This is a genomic window from Arthrobacter sp. Y3221114, assembly GCF_059092625.1.
Genome location: NZ_JBNHHW010000003.1, coordinates 249,963 through 271,060 on the forward strand (window position 1 = coordinate 249,963; position 21,098 = coordinate 271,060).

Genomic DNA, 21,098 nt, shown 5'->3' on the forward strand with positions numbered 1-21,098 from the left:
GGATGCGGACCCCGTCCCGCGGGTCCCGGAGCTGCGGTCAGGCCGGCGGCGTGGCTGCCGCGGCGGCCCGGGCGGCTGCCGGCAACGCGGCGAAGATCTTCTCCATCGCGGCGTCGTCGTGCGCCGCGGAGAGGAACCAGGCTTCGAACACCGACGGCGGCAGGTAGACGCCGGCGTCGAGCATGGCATGGAAGAAGGGGGCGTAGCGGAAGGCCTCCTGGCCCTGGGCATCGGCGTAGTTGTGAACGCCGTTGGCCGAGGTGCCGAAGGCCACGCTGAACAGGTTCCCCGCGGACTGGATGCTGTGGTCCACGCCGGCGTGGGACAGGGCGGCGGTCAGCGCGGCCTGCAGTTCGAGCGAGCGGGCATCGATCGCCGCGTAGACATCCGGCGTCGCGGCGGTCAGGGTCGCCACGCCGGCGGCCATGGCGATCGGGTTGCCGGAGAGTGTGCCGGCCTGGTAGACGGGGCCGGACGGCGCCAGGTAATCCATCACGTCGGCGCGGCCGCCCAGGGCCGCCACGGGCATGCCGCCGCCGATGACCTTGCCGAAGGTCAACAGGTCGGGCACGAACGGATCGGCGGCCCCCTCGGCTCCCCCGGTCAGGCCCCAGTAGCCGGCATAGCCGGTGCGGAAACCGGTCAGCACCTCGTCCAGGATCAGCAGCGCTCCGTGTTCCCGGGTGATCCGGGACAGGGCCGCGTTGAAGCCGTCGGCGGGGGTGACCACGCCCATGTTGGCGGGGGCCGCTTCGGTGATGACTGCGGCGATCTGGCTGCCGCGGGCCGCGAAAACTTCCTCGACGGCGGCAATGTCGTTGTACGGCAGCACCAGGGTCTCCGCGGCCGTCGCCTCGGTGACACCGGCCGAACCGGGCAGCGCCAGGGTGGCCACGCCCGAGCCCGCGGCGGCCAGCAGCCCGTCCAGGTGCCCGTGGTAGCAGCCGGCGAACTTCACGACGAGGTTGCGGCCGGTGTAGCCGCGGGCCAGGCGTACGGCGGTCATCGTCGCTTCGGTGCCGGTGGAGACCATGCGCAGGCGCTCGACGGCGGAGACCCTGCCGACGACCAGGGCCGCCAGTTCCGACTCGGCGGGCGTGGAGGCACCGAAGGACAGGCCCCGGTCCACCGCCGTGTGCACGGCCTCGAGGACGGCCGGATGGGCGTGGCCCAGCAGGGCCGGGCCCCAGGAGCAGACGAGGTCGACGTACTCGCGCCCGTCGGCGTCGGTAAGGTAGGCCCCCTTGGCGCCGACCATCATGCGCGGGGTCCCGCCGACGGAGCCGAAGGCCCGGACCGGCGAATTAACCCCGCCGGGCATCAGCTGGCGGGCGCGTTCGAAGAGTTCCTCGGAGCGGATGGCTTCAGTCATGGTCTTGGGTCCTTTCGGGACAGCGGAAACCGCTGCGGGCAGGGTCGTGTGGCGCGGCAATCGGCGGCCAGGGTGAACGTCTACTTCAGCCAGCGGGCGATTTCCGGGGCCCAGTAGGTCAGCACCATGTCGGCACCGGCGCGGCGGATGCCCAGGACAGATTCCAGGATTGCAGCCTTCCGGTCGATCCAGCCATTGGCTGCGGCTGCCTCGATCATCGCGTACTCGCCGGAGATCTGGTACGCGGCCACCGGCACCGGAGACATCTCCGCCACGTCGGACAGGATGTCCAGGTAGCTCATGGCGGGTTTGACCATGACCATGTCCGCGCCTTCTGCCAGGTCCAGTTCCACTTCCCGGATGGCTTCGCGCCGGTTGGCGGCATCCATCTGGTAGGTCCGCCGGTCTCCGGTCAGCTGTGAGTCCACCGCTTCGCGGAAGGGCCCGTAGAAGGCCGAGGCATACTTTGCGGCGTACGCCAGGATGGAGACGTCCTGGTGGCCGGCCTCGTCGAGTGCCTGCCGGATCACCGCGACCTGGCCGTCCATCATGCCGGAGGGGCCGAGCACGTCCGCGCCGGCCGCGGCCTGGGCCACGGCCATCTCCGCGTAGATCGGCAGCGTGGCGTCGTTGTCCACCGTGCCATCCGGGGCCAGCACGCCGCAGTGGCCGTGGTCGGTGAATTCGTCCAGGCAGACGTCGCCCATCACCACCAGGTCGTTCCCGACCTCCGCCTTCACCTCTGCAATGGCGCGGTTCAGTACGCCGTCGGGATCCACCCCGGCGCTGCCGGTGGCGTCGCGCACCTGGGGAATGCCGAAGAGCATGATGCCGCCGAGGCCCAGCTCCACGGCCTCGGCCGCCGCGCGCTTGAGCGTCTCGGTGGTGTGCTGGACCACGCCCGGCATGGACTGCAGCGGCACCGGTTCGCTGAGGCCTTCGCGGATGAAGGCGGGCAGGATCAGCTGGTTCGGGTGGGTCCGGACCTCCGCCGTCATCCGGCGCATCGCCTCGGTGGCCCGGAGCCGGCGGAGCCGGTGGGAGGGGAAGCTCATGGCGTTCCTTCTGGTTCGGTGGGATGGTTTTCAAGCGACCGCGCCAGGGCGTCGGCGATGCCGGGCGGCGTCGGTTCGGCCGCGGTGGCGGCGATCTCCAGGCCCAGTTCGGCGGCCTGCCGCGCGGAACTGGTGCCGATCGCGATCAGCCGCAGTCCGGCCGGCCACGGGTCAAGGAGTCCCGCCAGCCGCCTGGTGACGCTGGGCGAGGTCAGGACGACGGCGTCGATGGTGCCGCTGCCGGCGCGGCTGCGGAAATCCGCGGCGGTGATGAGTTCCAGGTCGTCGGCGGGCTCGCGGGCCGCGATCTCCAGTTCCGCGGTCAGGCGGAGCTCGGGACGGGCGGGGTAGTCCACCGTGCGGTAGGCGGTCACGGGCAGCACCTGCCAGCCCTTCGCCATCAGGCCTTCGAACACCGTGGGCGCGGCGATGTCGGCCTGCGGCAGCAGGACCAGCATCCGCTCCGCCGGACCGCCGGCGGTTTCCGGCGGCAGCGGCCAGGCGTCCACCAGGCCGACGGCGTCCATGCTGCCGGGCGGCACCAGGTCGACGGTGAGGCCCTCGGCCTCCAGCGCCCTGGCGCTGGGGCTTCCGACGGCCGCAATCTTCGTGTCCCCTGCCAGCGCCGCCAGGCTGGTGCCACGCTCCAGTGCGCAGGCCTTCAGCGCCCGCACCGTCGTGATGCTGGTGATGACCAGCCAGACGGCCTTGTTCTGCGCCAGCAGGGTCAGCGCCTGGTCCAGTTCGTCCGGCGTGTCCGTCCGTTCGAAGTCGATCAGCGGCAGGACGCTGGGGGACGCGCCGCGGCGGACCAGTTCGGCGGCCATGCCGGCCGCCCGGTCAGGGCTGCGCGGCAGCACCACCCGCAGCCCCTGAAGCTGGTTTTCCGGCGCGCCGCGCTGCCACAGCAACGCCATCGTCAGCGCCCGACCAGGCTCATCAGGTCGCCGGCGCCCTTCCCGAGCAGCTCTTCAGCCAGTCGGGCGCCCAGGGCCACGGCATCTTCGGAACCGGCTGCCTCCACCGTCTTCTCTCCGTGCAGCAGCCGGCTGCCGTCGGGGCTGCAGACCACCGCCCGCAGCACCAGGGAGCCGGCGTCGACCGATGCCAGCGCCCCGACCGGGGCGCTGCAGCCGGCTTCCAACCGCGCCAGCAGCGACCGTTCCGCCGTCACGGCCAGGCGGGTGTCCGCGTCGTCGTAGTCGGCCAGCGCGCCGGCCAGCGCCGTGCCGGAAGCGGCGTCGGCAACCCGGCATTCAACGGCCAGCGCGCCCTGGCCGGGGGCCGGCAGCATGACCGACGGGTCCAGCAGCTCCGTGACGTGCTCGGTGCGTCCCAGCCGTGCCAGCCCGGCCGCGGCGAGCACCACGGCGTCGAGATCCGCGTGCTTTCCCTCGTGCCTTTCTTCGCCCGTGAGCCCCTTGACCCGTCCCAGCCTGGTGTCCACGTTGCCGCGGATGTCCACCACGACCAGGTCGGGGCGGGCGGCGCGCAGCTGGGCTGCCCGGCGCGGGGAGCCCGTGCCGACCTTGGCGCCGGCCGGCAGCCCGGCCAGGGTCAGCCCGTCCCGGGCGCAGAGGGCGTCGCGGACGTCCACGCGGGCGGGAATGGCGGCAATCTGCAGCCCGTCGGCCACGCCGGTGGGCAGGTCCTTGAGCGAATGCACGGCCACGTCGCAGCGGTCGTCCAGCAGCGCCTCGCGCAGCGCGGCGGTGAAGACTCCGGTTCCGCCGATCTGGGCCAGCGGCCCACGCAGCACGTCGCCCTCGGTCTTGATCCGGACCAGTTCATACTCCAGCGCCCCGCCGGCGGCCAGCGCCTCGGCCACGGTGGTGGTCTGGGTGACCGCCAGGGCGCTGCCGCGGGTGCCGATGCGGACTTTGACGGTCATGGCTGCGGCACCCCCACGGTCGAATCCATGCCGGCCACCGTCGGCTTCTCGCCGCGGCGGTTGGCGCAACAGCCGGGCATGCACACGTCCATCCAGGGTCCCAGGTCGGTCAGCGCAGGACGGTCGGCGCGGTGCTGTTCCACCGTGCGCTCACAGACCAGGTCCACGAGGCCCTCGACGAACTTCCGGTGCACGCCCGGGGTGGGGACGCGGGCGGCGGCCAGCCCGAGGCTGCGGCAGGTTTCCAGTGCCTCCGTGTCCAGGTCCCACATCACCTCCATGTGGTCGCTGACAAAGCCCAGCGGCACGATGACCACGCCCTTCACGCCCTGAGCGGGCAGCTCTTCGAGCGCGTCGTTGATGTCCGGCTCCAGCCATGGCACATGCGGCGCGCCGGACCGGGACTGGTAGACGAGGGACCAGTCGACGCCGGCCGCTCCCGGCACCCGTTCCAGGACGGCGCGGGCGGTGGCCAGGTGCTGTGCCACGTAGGCGCTGCCGCCCTCGTATTCCACCCCGCGCGGGCCGGCGTTTTCGGCGTCGCCGATGGGGATGGAGTGGGTCGCGAACAGCACGTGGACCGGCGCGTCCGGGGCGCCCTGGGCGGCCAGGTCGGCCCGTACCCGGCCCAGGCCTTCGGCCAGGCCCTCGGCGAACGGTTCCACGAAGCCCGGGTGGTCGAAGTACTGGCGCACCTTGTCCACTTCCAGCTTGCCGGCCAGCCCGGTCTCGACCAGGGCCATGCCGAAGTCCTCGCGGTACTGGCGGCAGCTGGAATAGCCGGAGTAGGCGCTGGTGGTCACGGCCAGGACGCGGCGGTGGCCGGCGTCGTACGCTTCCTTGAAAACGTCGGTGATGTAGGGGTCCCAGTTGCGGTTTCCCCAGAGCACGGGCAGGTCGAGCCCGCGGCGGGCGAGCTCGGCCTCAAGCGCCGTCTTCAGTGCACGGTTTTGCGTGTTGATGGGGCTGATGCCGCCGTTGGCGCGGTAGTGGGTGGCGACTTCTTCAAGCCGTTCATCCGGGATCCCGCGGCCGCTGGTGACGTTGCGGAGGAACGGAATGACATCGTCCTGGCCCTCGGGGCCGCCGAAGGAAGCCAGCAGCAGGGCGTCGTACTTCTTCGGCTGCATGGTCCCGTCGTCGGCGACGCCGGCGCGCGGGTCAAAGGACGGTTCGGCTGACTGGTTCACCGCAGCACCTCGGCGATATTGGCAGTGCTGATGCGCTTGCCGGTGTAGAACGGGATTTCTTCGCGCACGTGGTTGCGGGCGTCGGTGTACCGCAGGTGGCGCATCAGGTCGACCAGATCGATCAGTTCGGGGGCTTCCAGGGCGAGGATCCATTCCCAGTCCCCCAGCGCGAACGAGGCCACCGTGTTGGACAGCACCTGCGGGAAGTCGCGGCCGAGCAGGCCGTGGTCGCGCAGCATCTTGCCGCGCTCCTCGGCCGGCAGCAGGTACCACTCGTAGGAACGCACGAACGGGTAGACGCAGAGCCAGGCCTCCGGCTCCTTGCCCAGCGAGAAGGCCGGGGCGTGGTTTTTGCTGAACTCGGCATCGCGGTGGACGCCCATCGCGGACCAGACCATCTCGGTGGGGGCGAACAGCTGCGTCCGGCGGATGTCGCGTACCGCCGCCTGGAGTTCGTCCGGCTGCGGGCCGTGCAGCCAGATCATCACGTCGGCGTCCTCGCGCATGGCGGAAACATCGTACGCTCCGCGCAGGGTGACATTGCGGCCGGCGAGTTCGGCAACCGTCTCATCGAACGCCGCGGCAGCGGACGGATCCGCGGGTGCGCCGGTGCGCTTGAAGACCGTCCAGAGGGTGTAGAACAGTTCCTCGTCGGTGCCGCCGGCGGCGGGGATTGCTGACTCTGACCTTGCCGATTCGCTCATGCTTACCAGTCTGCCTTCTGCATCGTAATTAATCGAAAACCATGTTTCTACACATTGTAGAAGATCAGGACGCCGCGGGCCGCAGCCGTGCGGCGAGGTCCCGTGCACGGCGCCGCGCATCCCCCACCACGGCCACCAGCCCGGTGCCGGCCAGCCAGGCCCCGGTGATGCCCAGCCCGGCATGCGGGACCAGCTCGCGGCGCACCGCTGCCACCCGGTCGCGGTGCCCCACGGTGGCGGACGGCAGCGCACCGATCCAGCGCACCACCTTCGAGCCCACCACGTCGTCGTCGCCCACAGCCACCCCCATCAGGAAGCTGGCATCGGCCAGCGCCTGGCGGTAGAGCGTCTCGTCGGCCCAACCGGTAAAGTCCTCGGCCCCCTGCTGACCCACCGCGCGCCCGTAGGACAGCCGCAGCACGTGGCTTCCCGGACCGGCTTCGTCCGCCAGCCACGGCCATTTGGCGGTGGCATGGGTGAGTGCCTTGGCCTTGACGTCGCGGACCGACGGCGCCACCAGCATCCCGGTGCCCCGCGGCATCGCGTCGAGGTCGGGCAGGTCCACCACCAGCGTCACCAGCGAGACCGCGGGTCCGGTTTCGGGTTCCAGCCCGGCCAGCCCGGGAACGGTGCCGGCCAGCAGCCGGACGGCGGCAGCGCCGTCGGCTGCCATCATCAAGGCGTCCGCGCGGAACGCCCCGGCCGGAGACTCGACCAGCCACCCGCCGTCGTGCCGGGTGACGGCGGTGGCTTCCGCCCCGGTGCGCAGTGCCACGTGGCGGGCTTTCAGGTCGGCCAGCAGGGCCTCGGTCAACCGGCCCATGCCGCCGGCGAGGCCGGCCACGTTGGAACCGGCCGGGGCGGCTTTCCGGATGGCACCCACCGCGGCGGTCAGCGACCCGTGGGCGGCCACCGAGGCGCGCAGCCCCGGCATCACCGAGTCCACGTCCAGCACGTCCGGATCCGCCGAGTAGACCCCGCCTGCCACAGGCGCGACCAGCTTTTGGAGCACGGCTTCGCCCATCCGGGCGCGCACCAGCTGGCCCAGGCTGAGCTGCTCGCGGCGCAGCAGTGAACCCAGCGGCATGACCTTGTCGCCCGAGGCACGCAGCGCCGCCCGGCGGCCGATGGCACGCACCACGTCCGGGTCGGAGGGGTCGGCCGGAATGCCGAGCACCCCCGTCTTGGGCAGCCGTTGCGCACCGTCCGGCAGCTGGATCCAGGCGCCGGCCGGGTTCGGCTGGACAATGTCGTTGCCCAGGCCCAGTTCGCCGATCAGGTCGGAGACCACGCTGGAGCGCGTGGCGAAAGATTCGGCGCCGGCGTCAAGCATCAGCCCGCCCACCTCGTGCCGGGTCACGCAGCCGCCGAACCGGGGAGCGCGTTCCAGCACCGTCACCTCGACCCCGGCCAGCGCCAGCTCGCGGGCGGCGACCAGGCCGCCGATCCCGCCGCCGATGACGACGGCGGTGGCCGGCCGGGGCTTGCGCCCGCCCTGCCGTTCGGGACGGCGGGCGGGCTGCGGCTGCGGGTGCTGCATGGCTACGGGGCCACGGAATGAATCAGGTCGACCACGCGGGTCAGGACCTGCGGGTCCGTCTCCGGCGGCACGCCGTGGCCCAGGTTGACCACGTGGCCCGGAGCGTCGCTGCCGGAGGCCAGCACCTCTCGGACATGGGCCTCGAGCACCTCCCACGGCGCCGACAACAGCGCCGGATCGATGTTGCCCTGCAGCGGCGTCCGCCCGCCCAGCCGGCGGTTCGCCTCGTCCAGCGGCAGCCGATAGTCGACGCCGATCACGTCGGCCCCGACGTCGCGCATGGCCACGAGCAGTTCGGACGTGCCGGTGCCGAAGTGGACCAGCGGCGCGCCCAGATGGCGGACATGGTCCAGTGCGCGCGACGACGCCGGTGCCACGCGCCGGCGGTAGTCCGCCAGGGACAGCGAACCGGCCCAGGAGTCGAACAGCTGCCCCGCGCTGGCGCCCGCTTCCAGCTGCGCCCGCAGGAACTTGCCGGACGCGTCCGCGGCCCAGCCCGCCAAGGCATTCCAGGTCTCCGGGTCGGCGTGCATCATGGTGCGCGGCCCCAGGTGGTCCCGGGACGGCCGGCCCTCCACCATGTACGCGGCGAGCGTGAACGGGGCGCCGGCGAAGCCGATCAGCGGCTTGGCACCGAGCTCCGCCACCGTCAGCCGGACCGCCTCGCGGATCGGTTCCAACGCCTCGTCGGTGAGTTCCGGCAGGGCGGCGACGTCGGCGGCAGTGCGGACAGGGGCGCCCAGGACCGGGCCGACACCGGGAACGATGTCCACATCCACCCCGGCCAGCTTCAACGGGATCACGATGTCGGAGAAGAAGATGCCGGCATCCACGTCGTGGCGCCGCACCGGCTGCAGGGTGATCTCCGCTGCCAGATCCGGCTTCAGGCAGGCATCCAGCATCGCGATGCCCTGCCGTGCTTCCCGGTATTCGGGCAGTGAGCGCCCGGCCTGCCGCATGAACCAGACAGGACGGCGGCCCGGCTTCCCTCCGCGGTAGGCGGTAATCAGGTCCGAGTCGGCGGTACGCCCATCCAGCAAGGGATGGGAAGCATTGAGTGTCATGACATAGATTCTGGTCCAGCGGCCATGCTTCTGGCCAACCGCGGGCAGCGCCGGGGTGCGCGCAACGGCGGCGGCCACCGGCCCGAGTGGCCAATATCACAGTCGTCAACGGCGCCCGAAGCCAGGTTAACGCCGGGTTAATGGGCCAAGCTTGGAGGAGCCGACGCTGGCTTCCCGCTAAGATAGAGGCGCTGTGGTCTTACTTTCACTTGTTGCAACCCATTCCAAGGTCGATCTGGAAACGGTGGCCCGCCTGAGCGCCGGCACCTCCCGGATCGATACTGACGTGCTCGCAGACGGGTCCCCGGTCACCGGCGCGGTGGTCCTGGCTACCTGCAACCGGGTGGAAGTTTACTGCGAGACCGAGAGCGAATCCGACCTGGAATCCGCCCGCGCCGCGCTCATCGAACAGATCAGCCGCTGCTCGGGACTGGACCATGCACTGGTGGCCCGCTCCTTCGACCTGAACACGGGCGAGGATGTTGCACGGCACCTGTTCGCGGTCGGGGCAGGCCTGGATTCGGCCGTCGTCGGCGAACGCGAAGTGGCTGGCCAGGTGCGCCGCGCCCTGATCGAGGCGCAGGAGAAGGGCACCGCGAGCGGGGGGCTGGTCAGGCTCTTCCAGACCGCTTCCCGTACGGCCAAGGACGTGGGCACGCAGACGGCCCTGGGCGGCCGCGGGCTCTCGATCGTGTCTGTTGCGCTCGACCTCGCCACCGATCTGGCCGTCGAGAAGGACTGGTCGGACAAGCAGGTTGTACTCTTCGGGACCGGCGCGTATGCCGGGGCCACCATGGCGCTGCTGCGCGAGCGCGGCTGCACCCGGATCAGCGTCTACTCCGCTTCCGGCCGCGCCGCGGCGTTTACCGAGACCCGCGGCGGCGTCCCGCTGACCCACGCGGCGCTGGACGACGCGATCGCCTCCGCGGACGTGGTCATCGGCTGCAGCGGCAGCGACAACCAGATCAGTGCCGAGCGCGTGGCCGGCGTGCGCACGGGCGTCGACAAGCCGCTGACGATCATCGACCTCGCGCTGAGCCACGACTTCGACCCCGCCGTGGGCGCGCTCGAGGGCGTGGAGCTGATCACGCTGGAGTCGGTGCGCATGGCCGCCCCCGAGGAACAGGCCGAATCGGTCCAGCAGGCGGCAGAAATCGTCGCCAACGCCGCCCGCAGCTTCGAGGCCAGCCGACAGGCCCGCAGCGTGGACTCCGCCATCGTGGCACTTCGCAAGCACACCATGCAGGTGCTGGAGAACGAGCTCGAGAAAGTGCGCTCCCAGCACGGCTGCACCGGCCCAGCCCAGGAAGTCGAATTCGCCATGCGCCGCATGGTCAAGCAGTTGCTGCACCTGCCCACCGTGCGGGCGCGGGAGCTGGCCGCCAACGGCGAGCAGGAGCGGTACATTGCCGCCCTGGAAGCGCTGTACGGCATCACGCTCGAAGAACCCGCCCTCCCCGGGGCCGCGGACGCTGCGTCCTGCCCGGTCACGGGGCACGGCGAAGACGCCGCTACCGCCTGAGGCTGCCGCAGGGGCGAAGCCGGGCGGCCGGCCGGCGCCGGCCGGGCTTAGTACACCGGTTTCGTGGGCTCCACGTCCCTGACCCACGCCAGGATCCCGCCGTCGAGGTGGGCTACCCGGGTGTAACCCTGCGCCAGCAGGTTCTGCAGCACCTCGGCGGACCGCACGCCCGACTTGCAGTGGAATACCAGGTCCTTCTCCCGCGGCAGGTCGTTCAGGGCCTCGCCGGAAAGGATGCGTCCCTTCGGGACCAGGACCGCGCCCGGGATGTTCACAACGTCGTATTCGCCCGGTTCCCGCACGTCGACCAGCTCGAAGTCGCCCCGGCCGGCATCGCGGTCGGCCAGCATGCGGGCCAGGGTGCGGGCGTCCACCGCGCGGCTGCCCTCGACCTGGGGCACCGGCGCCACGCCGCAGAACGCCTCATAGTCGACCAGCCGGGTGATCGGCTCGGCCTCGGGATCCTTGCGCACCTTCAGCTCCCGCCAGCTCATCTGGAGGGCATTGAAGACCAGTACGCGGCCCAGCAGAGTCTGCCCGATACCGGTGATCAGCTTGATCGATTCATTGACCATCACGGAGCCGATCTGTGCACACAGCACGCCGAGCACACCGCCCTCGGCGCAGGAGGGCACGGACCCCGGCGGCGGCGCCTCCGGATAAAGGTCGCGGTAGTTCGGCCCGTGGGCATCCCAGAAGACACTGACCTGCCCGTCGAACCTCAGGATGGAGCCCCACACGTAGGGTTTGCCCAGCAGCGCGGCGGCGTCGTTGACCAGGTACCGGGTGGCGAAGTTGTCCGTGCCGTCCAGGATGACGTCGTAGCCGGCGAAGATCTCCAGGACGTTGCCGGTGTCCAGCCGGACCTCGTGCAACACCACGTCCACGCCGGGGTTCAGCGCCAGGATGCTGTCCCGTGCCGAGGCCGCCTTGCTGCGTCCCAGGTCCGCCACGCCGTGGATGACCTGGCGCTGCAGGTTGCTGGCCTCCACCTCGTCGTCGTCCACGATCCCGATCCGGCCCACGCCGGCGGCGGCCAGATACAGCATGGCCGGCGAACCGAGGCCGCCGGCACCGATCACCAGCACCTTCGCGTTCTTCAGCCTTAGCTGGCCGGCCATGCCCACTTCGGGAATGATCAGGTGCCGCGAATACCGCTCGGTCTCTTCCCTGCTGAGGGACGCGGCCGGTTCCACCAGCGGCGGCAGCTGCCCGGTCTCCAAGGTGCTCATTCTTCCAATCTACGCCCCGGCGGGTTGCTGGTGCGTAAACTGGTCGGGACTGACACTTACTGCACCGTGGCGCTGTAAGTTTTCCTGACCGCAGCGCCGGAAGAGGCCGAGTAATACCGTGACGACAGAACCCCGCTCAGCCGCCAAGCCCACCCGACTGCCGCGGGAGGAACGGCGGCGCCAGCTGCTGCAGGCGGCACACGAGGTCTTCGTGGTCAACGGCTACCATGCCGCGGCGATGGACGAGATCGCCGACGCCGCGAACGTGAGCAAGCCGGTGCTCTACCAGCACTTCCCCGGCAAGCGGGAACTCTACCTGGCCCTGCTGGATCACCATCTGGAATCTCTGAACGCGATGCTGATGGCGGCCCTGAACTCGACGACGGACAACAAACAGCGCGTGCACGCCACCATCCGGGCCTACTACCAGTTCATTGCCCAGGACAGCCAGGCGCACCGGCTGGTCTTCGAATCCGACCTGAACAACGATCCCGACGTGAGCGCCCGCTTGGAGGACTTCAATGCGGGGCTGGCCAGCGCCATCGCCGGTGTCATCGCCGAGGACACCAAGTTGTCGGCGGTCGAGGCCACGCTGCTGGGCCGGGCCCTGGCCGGCATGGCGCAGATCAGCGCGCGGCACTGGCTGCGCTCGGGCGGCGAACTGGACCAGGACGCCGCGAGCGAACTGATCTACCGTTTAGCTTGGCGCGGAATTTCACGCTTCCCGAAGGAACCCTAGGATAGATTCGCCGGTAGGGAACCCACCCGGATTACAGCATTAACCAGGAGGCATCAGCGTGGAAGTTAAGATCGGCATGCAGAACGTCGGCCGTGAAATCGTGCTCGATTCGGCGCAGTCGCCGGACGAAGTGGCTGAGATCGCGAGCCGCGCCATGAACGGCGGCGCCGAGCTGCGCCTGACCGACGCCAAGGGACGCCTGGTCATCATCCCGTCCAATGTGCTGGCTTATGTCGAGATCGGCGCCGAGGGGCCGCGACCCGTCGGATTCGGCGCCCTGTAAGCACCCATGGTCCCACTGGTCCTGCTGGTTCTGGTCGCCGCCGCCGTCGGCTTCATTGCCTGGGCGGTGGACCGCCGGCGCCACGCCTACGGGGTGCTGCTGCTGCCCGGGATCGCGGTGGCGGCGGCTGTGCTGCTCTGGTTCGTCCTCATGGCCGCCGGCCTGGGCTCCGAACCGGGAGTGCACTTCCTGTCCTGGCTGCTGCCGATGGCCGTTTCCATTCCGGCAGCGTGGGCCGGTGCCTGGTGGATCGGGCGCCGGCGCGTGCAGCGGGATACCGAACAGCTGACCGCCCTGCTGGGCTGAGCGAGGCTAGTCCGGGTAGCTCTCCGGGTCGGCGTCCGCGGCGAGCTTCCGGGCCAGCACGCTCACCGCCGCCGCCGCGGACACGTCACGGGTCGTGACTTCGGAGTCGGCGTCATGCGACGTGAAGCGCAGGAAGACCTTGTTGTACCGCCAGTCCAGGTCCGGGTGGTGACGCTGCTCCTCGGCCAGGTCACCCACGGCGGCAATGAAATTCAGCGCCTCGCGCCCGTTGTCCAGCTTGAACGCGCTGACCAGAGCTCCGCCCGCGTAGCGCCACTCCGGCAGCCCGCGCAGCTGCCGGTCGATTTCTTCACTGTCGAGTACGTCTTTCGCACGTCCCACGATGCCCTCCCGGTCTGCCGCGCGGCCCGGCTGCCCGCAGCATGCGGCCGCCTGTGCCGCCAGCCTACCGGCGAACCCGGCCGCGCTGAAGGCTTCCGCTCAGGCCGTCAGGCCCAAGTCATTCATTCGGCGCGAATGATTCTGGGTCAGCCGGGCAAACAACTCTCCGGTGGCTTGCGCCTGCCGGTCGGGGTCCTGCCCCCGCATCAGCTCGCTCAACACGGCGCGCTCAATCCCGATCCGCTGGGCCTGGGTCAAGGCCTCGCCCACCAGCCTGCGCCCCCACAGCGCCAGCCGGGAGGACAGCCGCGGATCGTCGGCCAGCACCTGTTTCAACCGGGCCGCGATCAAGGAGATCTGCTCGCTGTTTTCCTTGATCCGGGCGACCAGCTTCTGCGTCTCGCCGTCGAGGGCTCCGGCGATGTGCAGGTAGAAGTCGCCGAACACGCCGTCGGTGACGTAGGCCTTCATCAGCGACTCGTACCAGTCGGCCGGGCGCGTCCGGTCATGGAAGGCATCGATGGAGGGCTGGAAGGGAGCCATGGCCGTTTCCACGTCCACGCCGAGTTGCTCCAGCTGCGCGGCCACCGCCTCGAAATGTTCAAACTCGGTCACCGCAAGCCGGCCGACCGCGGCCCGGTCATGCAAGGTGGGCGAAAAGCGTGCGTCGGAGGAAAACCGCTCGAAGGCGGACAGCTCGCCGTAGGCCATCACGCCGTACAGGTCGATCAGGAATTGCCGGCGGCGGCCGGAATCCTCTCCAGGCGCTGCGGGAACGGGGCTCACGGTGCTCATAAATCCAAGGGTAGCGTCCCATTTCGGCGCGGCTGCCGTTAGGCTGGCCGTGTGCCGTACCCGCATTTGGATCCGAAGGTCAACGAGTCCCAGCATCTGCTGGCACGGGTGCTGAAGGACCTGCGGACAGAGTTCGACCTGCCGCAGGAGTTCGACGCGGGCGCACTCGCGGAGGCCCGGGCCGCCGTGGCCGCCCATCGGCTGCCGGAGACCGATCTGACGGCACTGGAATTCGTGACGATCGACCCGCCCTCGTCCACCGATTTGGACCAGGCCCTGTACATAGAGTCCAACGACGGCGGGTACACGGTCTGGTACGCGATCGCCGATGTCCCCGCTTTTGTGGAAGCCGGCGGCGAACTGGATGCCGAAACCCGGCGGCGGGGCCAGACCATCTATGCCCCGGACGGACGGATCCCGCTGCATCCCGACGTCATCGGTGAACAGGCCGGGTCGCTGCTGGCGGACCAGCTGCGGTCGGCCTACGTGTGGCGGTTCGAGCTCGACGCCGGTGCGCGCGTCACCGCGGCCAGCCTGGAACGCGCCAGGGTACGCAGCCGGGCCAAGCTGAACTACGAGCAGGTGCAGCAGGACATCGATTCGGGCGACGCGGCGCCTACCCTCCTGCTGTTGAAGGAAGTGGGCAGCAAGCGGGCGGAGCTCGAACGCGAGCGCGGCGGGGCCAGCCTGAATGTCCCCGATCAGGAGATCGCCCACGACGGCCGGCACTATTTCATTGTCACCAAGCCGCCGTTGCCGGTGGAGGACTGGAACGCCCAGATCTCGCTGATGACCGGGATGGCCGCGGCCAAGATCATGCTGGAGGGCAGGATCGGGATTCTGCGCACCATGCCGGGCCCGGACGCAGACGCCGAAGCCCAATACCGCCGGCAGACCGAGGCGCTCGGGTTCCCTTGGCCGCATGAGATGGCCTACGGCGACTATCTGCGCAGCCTGGACACCACCGATCCCAAGCAGTTGGCCCTGATGCACGGGGCGACCGCACTGTTCCGCGGTGCCGGCTACACGCCGTTCGTCGGCGAACTCCCGCCCGAACGGCAGCAGGCGGCCATCGCCGCACCCTACGCGCACGCCACGGCTCCCCTGCGCCGGCTGGTGGACCGTTTCGTGCTGGTGATCTGCCACGCCCTGTGCGCCGGCGAACCCGTTCCGCAGTGGGCCCGGGAAGCGCTGGACGAATTGCCCAAGCTGATGGCCGCTTCCGACCAGCTGGCGGGGCGCGTGGACCGCGCTGCGCTGGACGCCGTCGAAACGGCGCTGCTCAGCCACCGTGTCGGGGAGGAGTTCGACGCGGTCGTCATTACCGGCACCCGCTACCCCGGCAACGGGAACGGAAACGGCAACGGAAGCCGCAACGGCAACGGAAACGGGAAAGTGCTGGTGGCTGGCAGGGGCAAAGGCAACGGGAACGGCGGCCAGGAGCCGTATGGCGTGGTCCAACTCAGCGACCCGCCGGTCACCGCGCGATGCTCGGGAGTCCTGGAGGCGGGGGCCACGGTGCGCGTTCGGCTGACGCTGGCGGACATCGAGGACCGGCGCCTGCACTTCGAACTGGCCGACGGTTAAGGCCCCGCCCGGTGCGGCGAAGAGTTCGGTTTGCCATCGCCCGGTAGACTTAACCGTGTAGTACTGGATGCCCGGTCGTTGATTGAGTGAAGTGAATCCATCAACAGATCCGTCCCTACGCGATCTTTAACCTCCTTGGCTGCCTCGTTGGCCGGCCGGGAAAGCAGTTGTTAGCCCGCGATCGGCTTCCACTGGTTGCGCCACGCTTCCGCCTTGTTCCGCTCCCGCAGCACCTGCAGGACCGTTGAGCACCGCCGGCGTCGGCGCCTGAATGAACGGTATGTAATTGAACACTGAAAATATCCAGGTGGCTGGCGAACAGCTCATCCACGCTGACAACAGCGCCGAAGAGCTGGTCGTCGAGGCTGTGCTGGCCTCCGACGAACGCCCGCACGAACTGCCCAAGCAGACCTTCGCCGACTTCAACGTCCGCGCGGACATCGTGCGGTCGCTTTTCGACGCCGGCATCACCCACCCCTTCCCGATCCAGGCCATGACCCTGCCGGTAGCGCTCGGCGGCCACGACATCATCGGCCAGGCCAAGACCGGTACGGGCAAGACCCTGGGCTTCGGCATCCCCGCGCTGCAGCGGGTGGTGGGACCGGACGACGACGGCTTCGACAAGCTTCCCGTGCCCGGTGCACCGCAGGCCTTGATCGTCGTGCCGACGCGCGAACTGGCCGTGCAGGTCGGCAACGACCTGACCACCGCCTCCAAGCAGCGCAACGCGCGCGTCGCGGTCATCTACGGCGGGCGCGCCTACGAGCCCCAGATCGAGATGCTGCAGAAGGGCGTCGAGGTCGTGGTCGGCACCCCCGGCCGGCTGATCGACCTGCACCGCCAGAAGCACCTGAGCCTGAAGAACGTCCGCATCGTGGTCCTGGACGAAGCCGACGAGATGCTGGACCTGGGCTTCCTGCCTGACGTCGAGACCCTGCTGGCCGCCACCCCGGCCGTGCGCCAGACCATGCTCTTCTCCGCCACCATGCCCGGGCCGGTGATCGCCATGGCCCGGCGGTACATGACGCAGCCGACGCACATCCGCGCCGCCGACCCGGACGACGAAGGCATCACCAAGAAGGACATCCGCCAGGTCGTCTACCGGGCGCACAACCTGGACAAGGACGAGGTCGTGGCCCGGATCCTGCAGGCCGAGGGCCGCGGCCGGACCATCATCTTCACCAAGACCAAGCGCACTGCCGCCAAGCTGTCCGAGGAGCTGATCGACCGAGGATTCGCCGCCGGCGCCATCCACGGCGACCTCGGCCAGGGCGCCCGTGAACAGGCGCTGCGCGCGTTCCGCAACAACAAGGTGGACGTGCTGGTCGCCACCGATGTCGCTGCCCGCGGCATCGACGTCGAAGACGTCACGCACGTGATCAACTTCCAGTGCCCCGAAGACGAGAAGGCCTACCTGCACCGGGTGGGCCGGACCGGCCGTGCCGGCAACAAGGGCACCGCCGTCACCTTTGTGGACTGGGATGACGTCCCGCGCTGGGGCCTGATCAACAAGGCACTGGGTCTGGACGTACCGGAGCCGCAGGAGACCTACTCCTCCTCCCCGCACCTGTTCACCGACCTGAACATTCCCGAAGGCACCAAGGGCAGGCTTCCGCGCAGCCAGCGCAAGCTCGCAGGCATCGACGCCGAGAAACTCGAAGACCTGGGCGAGACCGGCAAGCACCCCGCCCGCTCCGGCGGCCAGCGGCAGGACGGCGGCCGCAGCGGTGTCCGCCGCGGCGGGGCACGCCAGGGCGGCCCGCAGGGCCGGTCCGACGCGGGCAACCCCCGGCAGCGCCGCAGCGGCGAGGAGCCGACTGCGGAGAACCCGGCGGCCGCCTCGGCCGAAATGCCGCGGCGGAAGCGTTCACGCACCCGCCGCCGGAACGGCGAGGTCGTCACCGGGACCGCACAGCAGGTCACCGACGGCGCCAGCGGGGAATAGTGGCCGGTATCCCGTGGAGGCCCGACGGCAGCTCGCTGGTAGTCCACGCGGACAACGCCGACTTCCTGCCCACGCTGCCCGACGGCGCTTTCACCATGATCTACCTGGACCCGCCGTTCAACACCGGCCGGGCCCAGGTCCGGCAGCAGACCTCCATGGTGCGCAGCGCCGACGGTGAAGGCGACCGGATCGGGTTCAAGGGGAAGTCGTACCAGACGGTCAAGGGCACCCTCGCCAGCTACGACGACGCGTTCGACGACTACTGGTCCTTCCTGGAGCCCCGTCTCTCCGAAGCCTGGCGGCTGCTGGCCGACGACGGCACGCTGTACCTGCACCTGGATTACCGCGAGGTGCACTATGCCAAGGTGCTGCTGGACATGCTCTTCGGCCGCGAGAGCTTCCTGAACGAGATCATCTGGGCCTATGATTACGGCGCCCGCGCGCGCAACCGCTGGCCCGCCAAGCACGACAACATCCTGGTCTACGTCAAGAACCCGAAGGCCTACCACTTCGACAACGCGGAAGTGGACCGCGAGCCGTACATGGCTCCGGGCCTGGTGACGGCGGAGAAGGCCGCGCGCGGCAAGCTCCCGACCGACGTCTGGTGGCACACCATCGTCTCCCCCACCGGCCGGGAAAAGACCGGCTACCCTACCCAGAAGCCCGAAGGGCTGCTGCGCCGCATGGTTGCCGCAAGCAGCCGGCCGGGCGACTGGGTGCTGGATTTCTTTGCCGGCTCCGGGACCCTCGGCGCCGTGGCCGCCGGCCTGGACCGGCGGTTCGTGTGCGTGGACCAGAACCCGCAGGCCATCGACGTCATGCGCAAACGCCTGGGCCGCCACGCCTCCGTGGTTGAGGCCGCCAGCGTCCCGGAACCCGCCGTGGGCGCCGAAGTCACGGTCGGCGCCGGCGAGGTGGCGGCAGCACAGCCGGCGACCTGAACCGGCGGTCCCGCCGTAGCAAACGCGTAACCTGTCACCGGGCGATGCGGCCGGGCAGGTGCGCCGCAGCGCCGGTACCGGCGGCGAGGATGCGGTCCAGCATGGCCGGGTCGGTGGTGTTTTCGCCCAGCCGGTTCGGCTTGCCCGCACCGTGGTAATCGCTGGATCCGGTGACTATCAGATCGTGCTTGGCGGCCAGCCGGCGCAGCTGTTCCCTGCCCTCTTCCGGGTTGTCCCGGTGATCGATCTCCACCCCGGCCAGCCCTGCGTCGAGCATCTCCCCGACCACGGCATCGCCAACCACCCGGCCCCGGCTGCTGGCCACCGGATGGGCAAAGACAGGCACTCCCCCGGCCTCGCGCACCAGGGCGACGGCCGTGGCCGGGTCGGGGGCGTAGTGCGACACGTAGTAGCGCGAGTGGGCGGTCAGGATCCGGGCGAAGGCTTCGCTGCGGTCGGACACAATCCCGGCTGCCACCAGTGCGTCGGCTATGTGCGGCCGGCCGATCGTCGCTCCGTGTCCGGCGCGGGCCGTGACCTCCGCCCACGAGATCGGGAAGTCCTCGGCGAGCAGTTCCACCATTCGCTCGGCCCGGGTCATGCGCGCGTCCCGTGCCTTGTTGATTTCGGCCAGCAAGCCGGGGTGGGCGGGGTCGTGCAGATAGGAAAGCACATGCACGCTGATCCCCGCCACGGTCCGGCACGTGACTTCCATGCCCGGCACGAAACCGATGCCCGACTCGACGGCGGCGGTGCGCGCCGCTTCCCACCCGGAAGTCGAGTCGTGGTCGGTCAGCGCCACGACATCAAGACCGGCGGCTGCCGCGGCACGCACCACGTCGGCGGGCGGTTCGGTGCCGTCGGAAACGGTGGAATGCGCATGCAGGTCGATCTTCACACGACCAATTTACGCCAGGACGCCCGCCGCCCGCGGGATGTTGGCAGCGCCTTTGGCCGATGAGACGATGGGATGGTGAGTACTTACCAAAACGAAGACGCCTCACAGCAGCCCGCCGGGGAGCAGCCGCTGGAAGACCGCGTCAACAACCGTTCCCAGCGTCCCGAATCGGATGCTTTCAAGGAGTTTATGGGCAGCCACTGGGCTCCGGCCGGCTCGTCCGCCGCGGAGCAGGCAGCCGTCGCGCCCTTCGCCGCGCGCCGCCGTCGGGCGCTCTCCGAGAAATTCCACGGTGAGCGCCTGGTCATTCCGGCCGGCCCCTTGAAGGTCCGCTCCAACGACACCGACTACCGCTTCCGCCCGCATTCCGGGTTCGCCCACCTGACCGGCCTGGGCCTGGACCATGAGCCGGACGCCGTGCTGGTCATGGAGCCCACCGAGGCGGGCGCGGGTGACGACGGCGGCCATCACCGGTCCACCCTCTACTTCCGCCCGATGTCCGGCCGGGATTCCGCCGAGTTCTACGCCAACGCCCGGTACGGCGAGTTCTGGATCGGTCCCCGGCCCACCCTGGAGGAACTGAACCGGCGGCTGGGCCTGCCCACCCGCGACCTTGGCGAACTCGAAGTCGCCATCACCAAGGACGCCGGGGTGGTCCACGTGGGCGGCATGCGCATCCGGCTGCTGCGCGAGGTCGACCTGAACGTGGACGCCCTCGTGGACACGTCCCGGATCAACACGGGCGTGGACCTGGAGGAATCCGACCAGCTCGACGGCAAGCTCTCCGAAGCGCTGTCCGAACTGCGCCTGCTCAAGGACGAGTGGGAAGTCCAGGAGATGAAGAAGGCCGTGGAGGCCACGGTGAACGGCTTCCATGAGGTGGTCAAGGTGCTGCCGCGCGCGCTGACGCACGAGCGGGGCGAACGCGTGGTGGAAGGCGCGTTTTTCGCCCGGGCACGGGAAGAAGGCAACGACCTGGGCTACGACACCATCGCCGCCAGCGGCAACAACGCGACCATCCTGCACTGGATCCGCAACAATGGACAGGTGAAGGCCGGAGACCTGCTGCTGCTGGACGCAGGGGTGGAAGCCGACTCCCTGTACACCGCGGACGTGACGCGTACGCTGCCGGTCAACGGCACGTTCACCGAGGTCCAGCGCAGGATTTACCAGGCGGTACTCGACGCCGCCGACGCCGGTTTTGCCGCGGCGCAGCCGGGCGTGAAGTTCCGTGACGTCCACACTGCCGCGGTCACCGTGCTCGCCGAACGCCTGGACGAGTGGGGCCTGTTGCCGGTTCCCCTGGCCGAAGCGCTCTCCCCCGAGGGCCAGCACCACCGGCGCTGGATGCCGCACGGCACCAGCCACCACCTGGGCCTGGACGTTCACGACTGCGCGCAGGCGAAGCGCGAGTTGTACCTGGACGGTGTGCTCACCCCGGGCATGGTGTTCACGATCGAGCCCGGACTCTATTTCAAGGACGAAGACCTGGCCGTCCCGGTTGAATACCGCGGCATCGGAGTGCGGATCGAGGACGACATCCTGATGACCGCCGATGGCCCGGTGAACCTGTCGGCGGCCCTGCCGCGCAAGCCCGAGGACGTGGAGTCCTGGATGGCCGGCATCTACGGCACCTGAGCGGACTAACGCCTCCGGCGACAGCCGCCGAGGCAACGGAACACGGGAAGGGAT

At 69.8% G+C, this 21,098-nt stretch carries 20 protein-coding genes; 8 read left to right on the forward strand and 12 right to left on the reverse strand.

The genetic code is table 11. The features are described 5' to 3' along the window. Positions 1 to 37 precede the first annotated feature (37 nt). The 8 genes from hemL to hemE form a co-directional block, all read right to left on the reverse strand. Positions 38 to 1,372 (reverse strand): glutamate-1-semialdehyde 2,1-aminomutase, encoded by a 1,335-nt coding sequence (hemL, locus tag AC5RV3_RS08115; RefSeq protein WP_494121681.1) that lies wholly within the window; start codon positions 1,370 to 1,372, stop codon positions 38 to 40. An 80-nt stretch (positions 1,373 to 1,452) separates the two neighbouring features. Continuing rightward, on the reverse strand, positions 1,453 to 2,427 hold the full coding sequence (hemB, locus tag AC5RV3_RS08120; protein WP_494121682.1) for a porphobilinogen synthase: 975 nt from the start codon (positions 2,425 to 2,427) through the stop codon (positions 1,453 to 1,455). Further along, on the reverse strand, positions 2,424 to 3,344 hold the full coding sequence (locus AC5RV3_RS08125; RefSeq protein WP_494121683.1) for a uroporphyrinogen-III synthase: 921 nt from the start codon (positions 3,342 to 3,344) through the stop codon (positions 2,424 to 2,426). The genes hemB and AC5RV3_RS08125 overlap by 4 nt, the downstream gene beginning before the upstream one ends. A 2-nt stretch (positions 3,345 to 3,346) precedes the next feature. Further along, on the reverse strand, positions 3,347 to 4,318 hold the full coding sequence (gene hemC / locus AC5RV3_RS08130) for a hydroxymethylbilane synthase (RefSeq protein ID WP_494121684.1): 972 nt from the start codon (positions 4,316 to 4,318) through the stop codon (positions 3,347 to 3,349). After that, a complete protein-coding gene (locus AC5RV3_RS08135; protein WP_494121930.1) occupies positions 4,315 to 5,448 on the reverse strand; it encodes a ferrochelatase in 1,134 nt (377 codons plus the stop codon). The genes hemC and AC5RV3_RS08135 overlap by 4 nt, the downstream gene beginning before the upstream one ends. A 56-nt stretch (positions 5,449 to 5,504) precedes the next feature. Beyond that, on the reverse strand, positions 5,505 to 6,212 hold the full coding sequence (gene hemQ / locus AC5RV3_RS08140; protein WP_494121685.1) for a hydrogen peroxide-dependent heme synthase: 708 nt from the start codon (positions 6,210 to 6,212) through the stop codon (positions 5,505 to 5,507). Positions 6,213 to 6,276: 64 nt separating this feature from the next. Beyond that, positions 6,277 to 7,752, reverse strand: coding sequence for a protoporphyrinogen oxidase (gene hemG, locus AC5RV3_RS08145; RefSeq protein ID WP_494121686.1), 1,476 nt, complete (start codon positions 7,750 to 7,752; stop codon positions 6,277 to 6,279). Positions 7,753 to 7,754: 2 nt separating this feature from the next. Beyond that, entirely contained in the window at positions 7,755 to 8,816 is a 1,062-nt protein-coding gene (gene hemE / locus AC5RV3_RS08150) for a uroporphyrinogen decarboxylase (protein WP_494121687.1), read from the reverse strand. Between the two features lie 193 nt (positions 8,817 to 9,009). Between hemE and AC5RV3_RS08155 the strand changes: the two genes are divergently transcribed. Further along, positions 9,010 to 10,338 (forward strand): glutamyl-tRNA reductase, encoded by a 1,329-nt coding sequence (locus AC5RV3_RS08155; protein ID WP_494049669.1) that lies wholly within the window; start codon positions 9,010 to 9,012, stop codon positions 10,336 to 10,338. 47 nt (positions 10,339 to 10,385) lie between these two features. On the opposite strand, the gene moeB is transcribed toward AC5RV3_RS08155, so the two are convergent. Then, complete coding sequence (gene moeB, locus AC5RV3_RS08160; RefSeq protein ID WP_494121688.1) at positions 10,386 to 11,570, reverse strand: molybdopterin-synthase adenylyltransferase MoeB; 1,185 nt, start codon at positions 11,568 to 11,570, stop codon at positions 10,386 to 10,388. Between the two features lie 118 nt (positions 11,571 to 11,688). Between moeB and AC5RV3_RS08165 the strand changes: the two genes are divergently transcribed. From AC5RV3_RS08165 to AC5RV3_RS08175, 3 genes are read left to right on the forward strand one after another with little or no spacing between them, the layout of a single operon-like run. After that, positions 11,689 to 12,309, forward strand: a complete 621-nt coding sequence (locus tag AC5RV3_RS08165) for a TetR/AcrR family transcriptional regulator (RefSeq protein WP_493989097.1) — start codon at positions 11,689 to 11,691, stop codon at positions 12,307 to 12,309. Between the two features lie 58 nt (positions 12,310 to 12,367). Then, entirely contained in the window at positions 12,368 to 12,592 is a 225-nt protein-coding gene (locus AC5RV3_RS08170) for a DUF3107 domain-containing protein (protein ID WP_494113450.1), read from the forward strand. Positions 12,593 to 12,598: 6 nt separating this feature from the next. Beyond that, positions 12,599 to 12,898: a hypothetical protein gene (locus tag AC5RV3_RS08175; RefSeq protein WP_494113451.1), complete on the forward strand. Its 300-nt coding sequence runs from the start codon at positions 12,599 to 12,601 to the stop codon at positions 12,896 to 12,898. A 6-nt stretch (positions 12,899 to 12,904) separates the two neighbouring features. Here the strand turns inward: AC5RV3_RS08175 and AC5RV3_RS08180 are convergent, their stop codons facing one another. Together AC5RV3_RS08180 and AC5RV3_RS08185 are read right to left on the reverse strand one after the other, a co-directional pair. Continuing rightward, positions 12,905 to 13,240, reverse strand: a complete 336-nt coding sequence (locus AC5RV3_RS08180) for a 4a-hydroxytetrahydrobiopterin dehydratase (RefSeq protein WP_494121689.1) — start codon at positions 13,238 to 13,240, stop codon at positions 12,905 to 12,907. 99 nt (positions 13,241 to 13,339) lie between these two features. After that, positions 13,340 to 14,035 (reverse strand): ferritin-like fold-containing protein, encoded by a 696-nt coding sequence (locus tag AC5RV3_RS08185; protein WP_494113453.1) that lies wholly within the window; start codon positions 14,033 to 14,035, stop codon positions 13,340 to 13,342. Positions 14,036 to 14,086: 51 nt separating this feature from the next. Between AC5RV3_RS08185 and AC5RV3_RS08190 the strand changes: the two genes are divergently transcribed. From AC5RV3_RS08190 to AC5RV3_RS08200, 3 genes are all read left to right on the forward strand, one after another. Next, positions 14,087 to 15,622 (forward strand): RNB domain-containing ribonuclease, encoded by a 1,536-nt coding sequence (locus AC5RV3_RS08190; RefSeq protein WP_494121690.1) that lies wholly within the window; start codon positions 14,087 to 14,089, stop codon positions 15,620 to 15,622. Positions 15,623 to 15,908: 286 nt separating this feature from the next. Beyond that, on the forward strand, positions 15,909 to 17,567 hold the full coding sequence (locus AC5RV3_RS08195) for a DEAD/DEAH box helicase (RefSeq protein ID WP_494121691.1): 1,659 nt from the start codon (positions 15,909 to 15,911) through the stop codon (positions 17,565 to 17,567). Further along, positions 17,567 to 18,508, forward strand: a complete 942-nt coding sequence (locus AC5RV3_RS08200) for a DNA-methyltransferase (protein WP_494121692.1) — start codon at positions 17,567 to 17,569, stop codon at positions 18,506 to 18,508. Before AC5RV3_RS08195 ends, AC5RV3_RS08200 begins: the two co-directional genes overlap by 1 nt. Before the next feature lie 34 nt (positions 18,509 to 18,542). Here AC5RV3_RS08200 and AC5RV3_RS08205 read toward each other — a convergent pair whose 3' ends face one another. Next, positions 18,543 to 19,406: a PHP domain-containing protein gene (locus tag AC5RV3_RS08205; RefSeq protein ID WP_494121693.1), complete on the reverse strand. Its 864-nt coding sequence runs from the start codon at positions 19,404 to 19,406 to the stop codon at positions 18,543 to 18,545. 72 nt (positions 19,407 to 19,478) lie between these two features. On the opposite strand from AC5RV3_RS08205, the gene AC5RV3_RS08210 reads away from it, so the two are divergent. Continuing rightward, positions 19,479 to 21,044 carry an aminopeptidase P family protein gene (locus AC5RV3_RS08210; RefSeq protein WP_494121694.1) on the forward strand — a complete coding sequence of 522 codons (1,566 nt, stop codon included), beginning with the start codon at positions 19,479 to 19,481 and terminating at the stop codon, positions 21,042 to 21,044. Positions 21,045 to 21,098 lie beyond the last annotated feature (54 nt).

What these genes read in the sequence shown, in the direction of transcription:
- hemE (WP_494121687.1), bottom strand. Translation starts at nt 8,816, where the DNA reads ATGACACTCAATGCTTCCCATCCCTTGCTGGATGGGCGTACCGCCGAC.
- AC5RV3_RS08135 (WP_494121930.1), bottom strand. Translation starts at nt 5,448, where the DNA reads ATGCAGCCGAAGAAGTACGACGCCCTGCTGCTGGCTTCCTTCGGCGGC.
- hemB (WP_494121682.1), bottom strand. Translation starts at nt 2,427, where the DNA reads ATGAGCTTCCCCTCCCACCGGCTCCGCCGGCTCCGGGCCACCGAGGCG.
- AC5RV3_RS08210 (WP_494121694.1), top strand. Translation starts at nt 19,479, where the DNA reads ATGGTGAGTACTTACCAAAACGAAGACGCCTCACAGCAGCCCGCCGGG.
- hemC (WP_494121684.1), bottom strand. Translation starts at nt 4,318, where the DNA reads ATGACCGTCAAAGTCCGCATCGGCACCCGCGGCAGCGCCCTGGCGGTC.
- hemQ (WP_494121685.1), bottom strand. Translation starts at nt 6,212, where the DNA reads ATGAGCGAATCGGCAAGGTCAGAGTCAGCAATCCCCGCCGCCGGCGGC.
- hemG (WP_494121686.1), bottom strand. Translation starts at nt 7,752, where the DNA reads ATGCAGCACCCGCAGCCGCAGCCCGCCCGCCGTCCCGAACGGCAGGGC.
- hemL (WP_494121681.1), bottom strand. Translation starts at nt 1,372, where the DNA reads ATGACTGAAGCCATCCGCTCCGAGGAACTCTTCGAACGCGCCCGCCAG.
- AC5RV3_RS08175 (WP_494113451.1), top strand. Translation starts at nt 12,599, where the DNA reads ATGGTCCCACTGGTCCTGCTGGTTCTGGTCGCCGCCGCCGTCGGCTTC.
- moeB (WP_494121688.1), bottom strand. Translation starts at nt 11,570, where the DNA reads ATGAGCACCTTGGAGACCGGGCAGCTGCCGCCGCTGGTGGAACCGGCC.
- AC5RV3_RS08125 (WP_494121683.1), bottom strand. Translation starts at nt 3,344, where the DNA reads ATGGCGTTGCTGTGGCAGCGCGGCGCGCCGGAAAACCAGCTTCAGGGG.
- AC5RV3_RS08185 (WP_494113453.1), bottom strand. Translation starts at nt 14,035, where the DNA reads ATGAGCACCGTGAGCCCCGTTCCCGCAGCGCCTGGAGAGGATTCCGGC.